This window comes from Candidatus Methylomirabilota bacterium (assembly GCA_036001065.1).
In the GTDB taxonomy this organism is placed as follows: domain Bacteria; phylum Methylomirabilota; class Methylomirabilia; order Rokubacteriales; family CSP1-6; genus MNEF01.
The window spans coordinates 1-12,031 of record DASYUQ010000002.1 but is presented as its reverse complement, the minus strand read 5'-3'; the positions used below and the strand labels follow the sequence as shown (position 1 = coordinate 12,031).

At 69.0% G+C, this 12,031-nt stretch carries 11 protein-coding genes; 6 read left to right on the top strand and 5 right to left on the bottom strand.

The features are described from left to right. The coding region (locus VGV13_00315) for a GNAT family N-acetyltransferase (GenBank protein HEV8639524.1) at positions 1–1,305 on the bottom strand (1,305 nt) is incomplete at its 3' end. A gap of 143 nt (positions 1,306–1,448) precedes the next feature. Beyond that, positions 1,449–2,768 carry a Xaa-Pro peptidase family protein gene (locus tag VGV13_00310; protein ID HEV8639523.1) on the bottom strand — a complete coding sequence of 440 codons (1,320 nt, stop codon included), beginning with the start codon at positions 2,766–2,768 and terminating at the stop codon, positions 1,449–1,451. Positions 2,769–3,095: 327 nt separating this feature from the next. On the opposite strand from VGV13_00310, the gene VGV13_00305 reads away from it, so the two are divergent. The 6 genes from VGV13_00305 to VGV13_00280 all read left to right on the top strand — a co-directional run bounded on the left by VGV13_00305 (position 3,096) and on the right by VGV13_00280 (position 9,358). Next, complete coding sequence (locus VGV13_00305) at positions 3,096–3,443, top strand: hypothetical protein (GenBank protein ID HEV8639522.1); 348 nt, start codon at positions 3,096–3,098, stop codon at positions 3,441–3,443. Next, positions 3,440–4,309: a hypothetical protein gene (locus VGV13_00300; protein ID HEV8639521.1), complete on the top strand. Its 870-nt coding sequence runs from the start codon at positions 3,440–3,442 to the stop codon at positions 4,307–4,309. Before VGV13_00305 ends, VGV13_00300 begins: the two co-directional genes overlap by 4 nt. A 110-nt stretch (positions 4,310–4,419) precedes the next feature. After that, a complete protein-coding gene (locus VGV13_00295; protein ID HEV8639520.1) occupies positions 4,420–6,498 on the top strand; it encodes a 3-hydroxyacyl-CoA dehydrogenase NAD-binding domain-containing protein in 2,079 nt (692 codons plus the stop codon). 14 nt (positions 6,499–6,512) lie between these two features. After that, complete coding sequence (locus VGV13_00290; protein ID HEV8639519.1) at positions 6,513–7,646, top strand: amidohydrolase family protein; 1,134 nt, start codon at positions 6,513–6,515, stop codon at positions 7,644–7,646. Positions 7,647–7,664: 18 nt separating this feature from the next. Continuing rightward, entirely contained in the window at positions 7,665–8,642 is a 978-nt protein-coding gene (locus tag VGV13_00285) for an alpha/beta hydrolase (protein ID HEV8639518.1), read from the top strand. Next, positions 8,639–9,358, top strand: a complete 720-nt coding sequence (locus VGV13_00280; protein ID HEV8639517.1) for a thioredoxin family protein — start codon at positions 8,639–8,641, stop codon at positions 9,356–9,358. Before VGV13_00285 ends, VGV13_00280 begins: the two co-directional genes overlap by 4 nt. Here VGV13_00280 and VGV13_00275 read toward each other — a convergent pair. The 3 genes from VGV13_00275 to VGV13_00265 form a co-directional block, all read right to left on the bottom strand. After that, positions 9,325–9,555: a hypothetical protein gene (locus tag VGV13_00275; protein HEV8639516.1), complete on the bottom strand. Its 231-nt coding sequence runs from the start codon at positions 9,553–9,555 to the stop codon at positions 9,325–9,327. The genes VGV13_00280 and VGV13_00275 overlap by 34 nt on opposite strands. Positions 9,556–9,650: 95 nt before the next feature. Continuing rightward, positions 9,651–11,795 (bottom strand): xanthine dehydrogenase family protein molybdopterin-binding subunit, encoded by a 2,145-nt coding sequence (locus tag VGV13_00270; protein ID HEV8639515.1) that lies wholly within the window; start codon positions 11,793–11,795, stop codon positions 9,651–9,653. Beyond that, positions 11,792–12,031 (bottom strand): 2Fe-2S iron-sulfur cluster-binding protein (locus tag VGV13_00265; protein HEV8639514.1); only part of this gene is annotated, 240 nt, incomplete at its 5' end. The genes VGV13_00270 and VGV13_00265, both read right to left, overlap by 4 nt.

Here is a 12,031-nt window from a genome sequence, read left to right as displayed (position 1 = left end):
GCGGGCTCCCGGATGCGAGAGCGGCAGGTCGAGGCAGATCCAGTCGATCCGGCGCAGGCACAGCTCGCGCAGCCGGGCACGGACGAGGTTCGGAAGATCGGCGCCATACGCGGTGACGCGGATCGACGCCTCGCTCCACGCCGGGAACGCGTCGACCCTCACCTGCGCTCCGGACGTCGGCGTCGAGCCGGGGGCGACCGCGTCGTCTTTCAGGTCGCGTCGAAGCGCGCCGTGCGCGTAGAGACGCTCGATCATCGCCCGGTGATGCGGCGGCGCGTACACGGCGCGGCGCGGTCCCTCGTTCGTCTTGAGGAAGTTGAGGATGGTGGCCGTGCGCGTCTTCGATTCGGCGTCGGCCATCTGCTTGAAGACGACGGTGGGCGCCTCATCGGCGAGCTGCACCCCCATCTCGGCAAAGCCGAGGGCGAGGTTGCTCTTCTGAGAGTAGGGGTGCACGGTGACGGCTTCCCCGTACAGACCGAGCATGCCCCGGTCGGCCGCGCGGCGTTGGATGAACTTCAGCATCTGCTCGAGCAGGCCATGGTGGCGGAAGCGCGGATCGACCAAGCCTTCTTCCATGTAGCCGACGGGCGCGCCGGAATGCTCCACCTCGCAGGTCAGGTAGCTGACGACTTCCCCATCGGGTGTCGCGCCGATGCACACCTCGAGCAGCCCGCCGTCGAGCATCTCGCGCAGGCGTTCCGGAAAGTACAGGTAGTCGTCGGGCAGGGTGTAGCCATAGACGGCGTACGTGCAGCGCGCCACGGCGATGGCGTCATTGGGCGTCATCAGGCGCAGGGTCACGGGAGCGGTGGATGTCTCGGTCGGCGCCGGAGCCACCGGTGCCGCCTTGCCTCCGGCGATGTAGGCCTCGATGTGCTCGAACGGCAGCCGCTTGACGATCTCCACGCGGTTGCCCCGGATGCCGAGGTTCACGAAGCGCACGGCATCGGCGAAGCGACTCAGCGACGGGGCGGCGAGCCTGGACCCCGCGCCCGCCTCGAGGCTCATGAAATCGAAGGGCAGACCCTGGTCCTCGACCGCCACCACGACGTGGCCGGGCCGGCGCAAGAGCACCACGTCGAAGCTCGCGGCCTGGCCCGGGCCGAACCCCTGCTCGAGGACGTTCACGCAGACTTCCTCGACGGCGTGCTCGAGCCCCGCGACGTCCGGCGCGGGGAGGCCGAGCCGGCCGGCGGCCTCGCGCAGAAACGCGAGGACGGCGCCCAGATACTCGCGCTCCGCGATCACGCTGATGCGGGAGATCTGTCGTTCGCCCACCGACTCCGTGCCCACCGCGCTCATCTCCCTCCTGCCCTATTCGTGCGGCGTCACGCCGAGGACTGCCGGCAGCCGCCATCTCCCTGACGCCCCGGCCATGAGAGTACCGGAGAAGACGCCCAGGACGAACAAAGCGATGAGGGCGCCGGCCTTCACGCCATGACACCTCAGTACTTGTTCGCGATCGGCAGCTCGTTGGCGGGGAAGAGGGTGATGATCTGGGCGCCGGCGGGCGTGACGATGACTTCCTCTTCGATGCGGGCGGCCGAGACGCCGTCGGTAGCCGGGCAGTAAGTCTCTACGGCGAACATCATCCCCGCCTCCAACTCCATGGGATCGTCGAAGGAGTTGAGGCGGCTGGTGATGGGGCGCTCATGCAGGCCGAGGCCGATACCGTGGCAGAAGTTGAGACCGAAGGCGCCCATCTCGCTCTCGAACCCGATCTCCTGGGCCTTGGGGAAGGCGCGCGCGATCTTGTCGGTGCCGACGCCGGGCTTGATCAGGGCGATGGCCTCGTCCATCCACTGCCGCGCCTTCTTGTAGGCGTCGACCTGCGCGCGGGTGGCCTTGCCGACGCTGAAGGTGCGGTAGTAGCACGTGCGATAGCCGACGAACGACATGATGATGTCGAAGAAGGCCTGGTCGCCGGGGCGGATGATCCGGTCGGTGAAGTTGTGGGGATGCGGGCTGCACCGCTCGCCCGAGATCGAGTTGATGGCCTCCACGTTGTCCGAGCCCATCTCGTAGAGTCGCTTAGTGGCCAGGGCCACGATCTCGTTCTCGCGCACGCCGGGCTTGAGCGCCTCGTAGATGTCCTGGTAGACGCCGTCGACCATGGCCGCGGCCATGTTGAGCAGCGTCAGCTCGTCCTGGCTCTTGATCATCCGGGCCTCGAGCATGACCTGCTGGCCGTCGCGCACCTCGATGCCGGCCTCCTGCAGCGCGAAGAGAAACGGCGGCTCCACCAGGTCGACGCCGAGCGGCATGCCGGCGACGCCCTCGGCCTTGAGGATGTCCTTGATCTCGCGCGCGGCCTGCTTGAAGAGCCCAGCCTTGGGGGACACGGCGCCGCGCATGCCGACCATTCCGGCGAGCGACTGCTTCTGCGGAATCCACGGCGCGTAGAGCCGGTGATGGCGCGCGGCGGAGCCGAAATCCCACACCCACGGCTCACCCGTGCCGGTGAGCAGCGACCAGCGCGTGAGCTTGTCGCGCGCCCACTCGCCGATGACCGTGCTGGAGATGTAGCGGATGTTGTGCTGGTCGAAGACCAGCAGCGCGCCCAGCCCCGAGGGGGCCAGCGCCTGGCGCACGCGGCCCAGGCGGTAGGCGTGCAGGCGACGGAAGTCCACCCGCTCCTCGAAGTCCACCTGCATGTGGCCGGGGGCCTGCAGCGGCCGGTCCCACCGGTGGCGGGGGTCGAGGCTCTCGGGCGTGACGGGCTTCGCGATGGGCTTGCGAGGCGGCGACGGCGGCTTGCGGGCCATGGCGTCCTCCCTGGGGCGTGTGTCGGGCGTTACTCTACATCAATCCGGGAAGATCGCGCGGGGGGGGACGTCCCCAAGTTCGTCAGAGGATGACATCGTCAGATCGCGCGACACGGGCGTCACGAGGAGAACACGAGACCAGAGGCCCGGCGGTCTGGCACCGAGATTGCTCAGTGCGAAAAACTCGGTCGCCGTCCTAGAAAATCAGTCACCCGGCTCAGGACCGGAACCGGGCCGTCCGGCTCGGCACAAGGCTTGCTTTGAACTCGACTCGCCTCTGTGTCCACATGCTGACGCGTCCACATAGCGGCACAAGCGAGGAGGAACATGAACACAATGATGACTGCTATCGCGATATCGTCGACGACGGTCTTCCTCGTCGTCTCCAGCTGGAATGTGGTGGCTGCGGCAGCCGGGGCAGACGCGCCTCACCCGCGCAAGGCCCAGGAGACGGCCAGCGACCGTCGAGCCGAGACGAGAAGGATACTCTCCATCCTCGACCGCAAGGTCGCGGATCCAACGGTCCGCCGGAGGGCGGCGGAGAAGCTGGTCATGCTGAGCGACGGCCAGGTCCACCTCATCGCCTCCTTGGCTGAGCGGCTCGCCGTCGATGGTGAAAGACCGGCCGCCGGGATCGCGCTGCTGTTGATCACGGCGTTGCTCATCGTGTCGTGAGGGGCCACCTGCATGTCCTCTATCATCTCCTCATCGTCGCGCTCAGCGCGGCGATCGCTGCATCGCTTCCCCGGACATTCAGCTTCGTCGCCCGACAGCTCCTCATCTACTGGACCTTCATCGAGAACGAGCAGATATTCCTCATCTCCGCCGAAGTCGCGGTGGGGCTTCTGCTCATCGTGGTATTCAGTCGCACCCGGACGAACTGGAAGAACCGGAAGTTATCGAAGATGGCCCGCGCGGCCGGGATGGTCCACTTCAACACTCGGAGGATCCTGCTCGTCCGCAGGACGTCCCGGAGATTGAAGGACCGGCAGGCCTTCATGAGGGACATCATGGTCATCGGGTCGACAGGGTTCCGCACGTTCGTTGACCCGAAGGGAGACCTGCGCACAGCCATCCAGAGCTGCCGCACGGCCAAGATCATGCTCTTGAATCCTGAGAGCTCGGGGGCGCTCGAGCGCGCCCGGACGATTCGTGACCCCGAGGTCACCCAGGAAAGTCTGCGCTGGCAGGTGGGGCACACCATCGCACTCTTGAGGACGCTTCGAGACGCGCAGAAAGGTATCAGCCTCAAGCTCTATTCGGATCCGCCTCTCTGGAAGTTGGCGATTCTCGGCGACTACGGCTGGGTGCAGCACTACCATCCCGGCCTGGATGTTCAAGTCATGCCGGAGTATGTGTTCATGCACGGGCAAAATCCCACGAGCCTGTTCCCGGCCTTCTACCAGTACTTCGTCACGCGGTGGAACGATCCCGCGATCCCGGAATACGACCTGCTCACCGGCGAGCTGGTGTACCGGGACGCCGCCGGCAGGGAGCTCAGCAGGGAAAAGCTCGACTTGATGCTCGAGGGCGCGGCGTAGTGACGGCCTGACCGAGCGGGCCTCCGCGAGGCGGGCCGAGCCGGGGCCAGGGGGCGCGGCAGCGCCAGGTCGAGTATGATTGGGGCACTTTTCCGCTGGAGCGAGGCGCCATGCCCACACTCGTCGATCTCGACCGCCGCGGACGGATCACCGTCGTCACCGTCAACAACCCCCCCGTCAACGCGCTGAGCTACGGCGTGCGCCTGGGCCTGCGCGACAGAATGCGCCAGGCGGCCGCCGACCCCGGGGTGGACGCCGTCGTCATCGCCTGCGCCGGGCGCACCTTCATCGCCGGCGCCGACATCACGGAGTTCGGCAAGCCGCCGAAGGAGCCGATCCTCTGGGACGTCCTGGACGTCATCGAGCAGAGCCCCAAGCCCGTCGTCGCCGCCATTCATGGCACGGCGCTGGGGGGCGGCCTCGAGGTGGCCATGACCTGCCACTGGCGCGTGGGCGTGCGCACGGCGCGCCTGGGTCAGCCCGAGGTGAAGCTCGGCCTCGCGCCCGGCGCCGGCGGCACCCAGCGGCTGCCGCGCCTGGTGGGCGTGGACAAAGCGCTCCAGATGATCGTGAGCGGCGACCCCATCGGTGGTGAGGAGGCGCGCCGGCTCGGGCTCCTCGACGAGATCGTCGAGGGCGATCTGACCGCGGGCGCGGTCGCCTTCGCCGAGCGGGTGGTGGCCGAGAGCCGGCCGCTGCGCCGGGTGCGCGACCTGGACGACAAGGTGGCGGCGGCCCGCGGCAAGCCCGACATCTTCGCCGACTTCCGGAAGTCCGTCGCGCGGCAGACGCGCGGCTTCCGGGCGCCGGAAGCATGTATCCGCCTGGTGGAAGCAGCCGTCAACCTGCCGTTCGACCAGGGGCTCGCGCGCGAGCGCGAGGCGTTCGTGGAGCTCGTCAACTCGCCCGAGTCCAAGGCCCAGCGCTACTTCTTCTTCGCCGAGCGCGAGGCCGCCAAGATCCCCGACGTGCCGGCCGACACGCCCGCGCGCGAGGTGCGTAAGGCCGCGGTGATCGGCGCCGGCACCATGGGCGGCGGCATCGCGATGAACTTCGCCAACGCCGGCATCCCGGTGACGGTGGTCGAGGTCGCCAAGGAGCCACTCGAGCGCGGGCTGGGCCTGGTGCGCAAGAACTACGAGGCCACCGCCGCCAAAGGGCGGCTCACCAAGGAGGACGTCGACAAGCGCATGGGCCTCATCCAGGGCACCGTGGACTTCGGCGCGGTGGCCGACGCGGATCTGATCATCGAGGCCGTGTTCGAGGAGATGCCGCTCAAGAAAGAGGTCTTCGCCCGGATCGACAAGATCGCCAAGCCCGACGCCGTGCTGGCCACGAACACCTCGACGCTCGACGTCAACGAGATCGCGTCGGCGACGACGCGGCCCGAGACAGTCATCGGCATGCACTTCTTCAGTCCCGCCAACGTCATGCGCCTACTCGAGAACGTGCGCGGCGCGAAGACGTCGAAGCCGACCATCGCCACCGCCATGGCCGTGGGACGCAAGATCGGCAAGGTGCCGGTGCTGGTCGGCGTCTGCTACGGCTTCGTCGGCAACCGCATGCTCCACCAGCGCGGGCGTCAGGCCGAGCGGCTGTTGCTGGAGGGCGCGCTCCCGCAGCAGGTGGACAAGGTGCTGGTGGACTTCGGCTTCCCCATGGGACCGTTCGCCATGGGCGACCTGGCGGGCCTCGACGTGGGGTGGCGCGTCCGCAAGGCGCGGGGCACGAAGGCGCCGGTGGCCGACCGGCTCTGCGAGCTCGGCCACTTCGGCCAGAAGACCGGAAGCGGCTTCTATCGCTACGAGGGCGGCGACCGCACCCCGCGGCCCGACCCGGAGGTGGAGCGCCTCATCCTCGAGGTCTCGAAGGAGCAGGGCCTCAAGCGGTACCAGATCCCCGACGAGGAGATCCTGGCGCGCCTGCTCTACCCGATGATCAACGAGGGCGCCAAGATCCTGGAGGAAGGCCTGGCCATCCGCCCGAGCGACATCGACGTCATCTGGGTGTACGGCTACGGCTGGCCCGTCTATCGCGGCGGTCCCATGTACTGGGCCGACCAGATCGGCCTCAAGACGATCCGCGACCGGATGCTGGAGCTCCAGCGGCGGACGGGCGACGATTCCTGGCGCCCGGCGCGCCTGCTCAGCCACCTGGCGGATCAGGGCAAGGGGTTGCTGGACCAGTAGACGAGGAGGGCGCTATGGAGTACCGCATCATCTCGGCCGACGATCACATCGACCTCCCGTGGTTGCCCAAGGATCTCTGGGAGAAACGCGTGCCGGCGCAGTGGCGCCCGCGCGGCCCCAAGGTCGTGGACACGCCCGACGGCCAGTCCTGGGTCTGCGGTGACGCGCGCTGGGACTTCTGGGGCGGCCGCAAGGGCGCGGCGGGCGCGATGGGCGGGCGCCGCCTGGCCCTCGAGCGCGGCGGCGTGCTGGAGCCCGGGGTGCTCAGACCGACGACGACCGCGCTGCGGCTGGCCGACATGGACCGCGACGGCGTGGACGCGACCGTGATGTACGGGCCGATCGTGCCACTGCTGATCCCGGATCCGGAGCTGCGGCGGGTCTGTTACCGCGCCTACAACGACTGGTTGGCCGAGTTCTGCGCGACCGCGCCCGAGCGCCTGATCGGCGTTGGGCTGACGCCGATCGACGATCCCAAGAGCGCGGCCGAAGAGGTGCGCTATCTGAAGAAGATCGGCGTGCGGACCTGCATGTTCCTGGCGGCGCGCGTAGAGACGCCGCTGTGGGACGACGCCTGGGAGCCCCTCTGGGCGGCCGGCGCCGAGACCGGCCTCCCCATTGGCTTCCACCTGAGCGGCGGCCACCGCACGGTCGTCATGAGCGGCCCCCAGGCCCACCACCCCGGCAACATGGGCGTCCGCGTCTCCTGCTCGACCATTCAGATGGACGAGCCGCTGGCGGCGGTGATCTTCTCGGGGGCGCTCGAGCGTCACCCCGGGCTCAAGATCGTCTTGGCCGAAACCGGCATCGGCTGGCTGCCCTATATGCTCGAGCGAATGGACGACACCTACCAGAAGTTCCTCGATGCTCCGGACTACTGGGGCCAGCATGGCGGCCTCGCCATCACCATGCCGCCGAGCGCCTACTTCCGCCGGCAGGTCTGGGCCACCTTCCAGACCGACCACGCCGGGCTGCGCATGCTCGACGTCCTGGGCGAGGACCGCGTGATGTGGGCCTCCGACTACCCGCACGCGGACAGCACCTGGCCGGAGTCGCAGAAGGCCATCGAGGAGAACTTCGGGGACGTCCCGCCGCGGGCGCGCCGCCGCATCCTGTGCGACAACGCGCGAGACCTCTACGGACTCTGAGCGGACGAGGAGGAGGGCATGATGCTCCAGGCTGACCGCGACCTCACCCGACGCGCCCTGCTGGCCGGCGCCGCCGCCGCGGCGATCGCGACCTGCGCGGCTGCGCAGTCCAGTCCGGCGCCGGCCAAGGGGCCAAAAGTCTTCCTCGACTACGACCAGGCCGAGCTCGACCGCGCCTACGATCAGCGGTCCTGGGCGCCCAACATCGAGCACGTGATCAAGCGCTACGCCCTCAACAGCGAGGCGGTGCGCGCGCGTCTGGGGCCGCCCCGGACGCTCGCCTACGGCCCCTCGGCGATCGAGACGCTCGACGTGTATCCGACCACGCGCGCGAACGCGCCGGTCATGGTCTTCCTCCACGGCGGCGCCTGGCGCACCGGGAAGGCCAAGGACTACGCCTTCCCCGCCGAGCTGTTCATCCGGGCGGGAGCGCACTACGTCGCGCCCGACTTCGCGACAGCGATGGAGGTGGGTCTGGACGGCATGGTCGCCCAGGTCCGGCGGGCCGTGGCCTGGGTCGCGAAGAACGCGGCGACGTTCGGCGGCGACCCGAACCGCATCTACGTGGCCGGCCACTCGTCGGGCGGGCACCTCGCCGGCAACGTGCTCGTGACCGACTGGGCCCGGGACTTCGGTCTGTCCGCCACCGCGCTCAAGGGCGGGCTGGTCGTGAGCGGAATGTACGATCTCAAGGCCGTGCGACTGTCCGCGCGCTCGAGCTACGTCAAGTTCGACGATCGGATCGAGCACGAGCTGAGCTCGCAGCGCCACCTGGCCCGGCTGGCCTGCCCCGTGATCGTCGCCTACGGAGATCTCGAGTCTCCGGAGTTCCAGCGCCAGTCGCGCGAGTTCGCGGACGCGGTTCGGTGGGCGCGCCGGCTCGAGTCGCTGATCGTGGCCCCGGCCTACAACCACTTCGAGATCATCGAGACGCTGGCCAACCCCTACGGGCTCCTGGGCCGCGCGGTCCTGACCCAGATGAGGCTCGTCGCATGATTGCGCGCAAGCCGAGCGTGGTGACACCCGACCGGTTCGCGTCCGGCATGACCTTCGAGCAGTACCTGGCCTACATCGGCACGCCGGAAAACCTCGCCCGCGAGGGCTCCCTGGGCGCGCCGCGCCGGGACTGGTCGGCCCACGTGCGCGCCTGGTACGAGGCGACCCGCCTGTCCGACGCGCAGGTGGCCGCCCTCCGGTGGTTGGCCAGCCGGCCCGACGGGCCGGCCAAGGTACTGGTGATCTCCGAGGACTGGTCCTCGGACTGCCGGCGCGACGTGCCGGTGCTGGCGCGCATGGCGGAAGCCGCCGGCTTCGAGCTCCGCATCTTCCGGCGCGACGGCCAGCGCTTCAGCGCGAGCCCCCAGCCCAGCCTGGCCGAGGCTCCCGACAGCAATGCCGACATCATGGCCGAGTTCCTCAACGAGAAGAACGCGCAGACCTGGCAGTCGATCCCGGTGGCCGTCTTCTACACGAAGAATCTCGAGTACCTGTACCGCTACATCGAGTACCCGGGCGTCTACCACAAGGACCGGATCGTCGGCCGCATCCGCGCGGCGCGGCCGGGCGAGAGTCAGGAGGAGACGCGCAAGCGCGGCGATCGGGAGTTCATGGAGCTCCAGCAGTCGCCCTTGTTCCGGGTGTGGGCCTGCGCGGCCGCCGACGAGATGATCAGCGCGCTCTACGAGCGGCTGGCGCTCGGTCCCTCGCCCTGAGCGGCGCGGAACGATGCGCCCGGGCCCTCCGGCAGGGCCGCGTACCCCGAGCCGCCCAGCACGAACAGGAAGGCTCCAAACAGGAAGAGCAGCACCTTACCCTCCAGGCTGGGCGCCGTCGATTTGCATAAAACGAAGGCGACCAAGCTCATGAGTCCCAGACCCGTGACACCGGCGCCGGCAGCCAGCCGCTTCATGGGAGTCTCCTTTCGCCTTTAGATGCCGCCCCAGGCGCCTTCGGTTTACGGACCGCGCGCCGCTGAGGACCGTGCCTCCCGCGTGACCATATGCCTCACGCGCGCTTGAGCTCGTCCTTGTTGATCGGCAACCTCCGGACGCGCTTGCCGGTGGCGGCGAAGATCGCGTTGCAGACGGCCGGGGCCACGCTGGGCACGCCCGGCTCGCCGAGACCTCCCGGCGCCTCGCCGGAGTCGAGGATGTGCACCTCGACCTTCGGCATCTCGTTGATTCGCAGCATCGGGTAGTCGTGGAAGTTCGATTGCTGCACACGTCCTTTGTCGATGGTGATCTGGCCGTAGAACGTCGCGGTGAGCGCGTAGACGGCGCCGCCCTCCATCTGGGCCCTGACCGCATCGGGGTTGACGGCGAATCCGGCGTCGATGCCGCAGACCAGCCGGTGCACAAGGACGGTGCCGTCCGGCGCCACCGAGACCTCGGCCACACTGGCGGCGTAGCTTCCGTAGGAGAAGACGACGCCGCAGCCGCGGCCGACGCCGGCGCGCAGAGGCGCGCCCCAGTTCGCTTTCGCGGCGACCAGCTCCAGGACCGCCTTGTGGCGGAGTGACTTGCCGAGAAGCGCGCGCCGGTATTCGACGGGATCCTTGCCGGCCAGGTGCGCTAGCTCGTCGATGAACCCCTCGACGATGAACCCGTTCTGGGAGGCGCCCACCGAGCGCCAGAACCCGACCGGGATGCCGAAGTCCTTGTTGGTCCACTCGACCCGCAGGTTGGGGACGTCATAGGGCATGTTGCGCATGGCCTCGACCGCGGCGGCGTCGATGGTACCGGCCTGGGCCCGCCCCTTCTGGATCAGGATGCCTGGCCCGATCATCCGGGTGAACCAGGCCGACGGCATGCCGTTGCCGTCGAGGGCGGCCTGGAAGACGTTGTAGGTCGCTGGACGGTAGAAGCCGTGGGTGATGTCGTCCTCGCGGGTCCACATGACCTTGACCGGCACCCCCACGGCCTTGGCCACCTCCACGGCGTCGATGACGAAGTCCACCTCGCCGCGGCGGCCGAAGCCCCCACCCAGGAGCGTCGTGTGCACGGTGATCTTGTCGGGCGGCAGCCCGGTCAGGCGCGCGGCCGTCGCCTGGGTAGCGCCGGGGTTCTGGGTCGGCACCCAGATGGTGCAGGCGTCCGCCCTCACGTGGGCCGTGGCGTTCATCGGCTCCATGCAGGCGTGCTCGAGGAACGGCACCTGGTACACCGCCTCGTGCACCTTGCCGCCTGCGGCCAGCACCTTCTCGGCGTCGCCGTCGTTGCGCGCGACCTGCCCCGGCTGCTGCGCCGCGCTTTCGTACTCGCGATTGATCATGGCGCTCGACACCTGAGCGATCGGTCCCTCGTCCCACTCCACTTTGAGCGCGCGGCGTCCCTGGAGCGCCGGCCAGAAGCCGGCGGCGACCACTGCCACGCCGTTGCTGACCTGGACGACCTGCTTCACGCCCTTGACCGCCCGCGTCGCCGTCGCGTCGAAGCTCTTGGCCTTGCCGCCGAAGACGGGGCAGCGCTCGATGGACGCCACGAGCATCCCCGGGACCTTCACGTCCATCCCGTAGATGGCACGGCCCGTCACCTTTTCGGGCGTGTCGCGCCGCTTGACCGTCTTGCCGATGTAGCGGAACTGGTCGGGCGTCTTGAGCTTGGGATTCTCGGGCACCGGCAGGTGCTGGGCCTTGTCGACGAGCTGGCCATACGGGAGGCGGCGGCCGGTGGGACGATGGATCACCGTTCCGGCCTCGGTGTCGACGCTCTCCACCGGCACGCCCCACTCGCTGGCCGCGGCCTGCTTGAGCATCTCGCGGGCAGCGGCGGCGGCCTTGCGCCACATGGCGATGTGGTCGCGCACGCCCCGGCTGCCGCCGTAGGACTGGGTGCCGGTGACGGGATTCTTATAGAGGGCGGGATTGGCCGGGGCCTGCTCGACGCGGACCTTGTCGAGCACGGCGTCCAGCTCGTCGGCGATGATCATCGGCGTGGTGGTCAGCGAGCCCTGGCCCATCTCCGGGACCGAGTTGATGATGGTCACGACGCCGTCGCGGTCGATCCGGAGCCACTGGTTGGGCGCGAACACGCCCGCCGTCTGCGCCAGCGCGCCGGGGATACGGCCCGCGAGGGGGAAGCCGATGGCCAGCCCCGCGCCGGCCACGAGGCTGCCCTTGAGGAGCGTCCGCCGGGTGAGCAGCGTTTTCATCGCTGGCCTCCCTTCCGGAGCGCCGCCGCGCGGTGGATCGCGGCGCGGATCCGCTGGTAGGTGCCGCAGCGGCAGATGTTGCCGGCCATGGCGGTGTCGATGTCCGCGTCGGTGGGGGAGGGCTTCGAGGCCAACAGCGCCGCTGCCGACATGATCTGGCCTGGCTGGCAGAAGCCGCACTGGGGGACGTCCACCTCGACCCAGGCCCGCTGCACGGGATGGTCGCCCGTGGCCGA

Excerpts from the sequence above, each read along its gene's own strand:
- VGV13_00280 (HEV8639517.1), top strand. The coding sequence starts at position 8,639 with ATGATTGCGCGCAAGCCGAGCGTGGTGACACCCGACCGGTTCGCGTCC.
- VGV13_00290 (HEV8639519.1), top strand. The coding sequence starts at position 6,513 with ATGGAGTACCGCATCATCTCGGCCGACGATCACATCGACCTCCCGTGG.
- VGV13_00275 (HEV8639516.1), bottom strand. The coding sequence starts at position 9,555 with ATGAAGCGGCTGGCTGCCGGCGCCGGTGTCACGGGTCTGGGACTCATG.
- VGV13_00285 (HEV8639518.1), top strand. The coding sequence starts at position 7,665 with ATGATGCTCCAGGCTGACCGCGACCTCACCCGACGCGCCCTGCTGGCC.
- VGV13_00295 (HEV8639520.1), top strand. The coding sequence starts at position 4,420 with ATGCCCACACTCGTCGATCTCGACCGCCGCGGACGGATCACCGTCGTC.
- VGV13_00305 (HEV8639522.1), top strand. The coding sequence starts at position 3,096 with ATGAACACAATGATGACTGCTATCGCGATATCGTCGACGACGGTCTTC.
- VGV13_00270 (HEV8639515.1), bottom strand. The coding sequence starts at position 11,795 with ATGAAAACGCTGCTCACCCGGCGGACGCTCCTCAAGGGCAGCCTCGTG.
- VGV13_00310 (HEV8639523.1), bottom strand. The coding sequence starts at position 2,768 with ATGGCCCGCAAGCCGCCGTCGCCGCCTCGCAAGCCCATCGCGAAGCCC.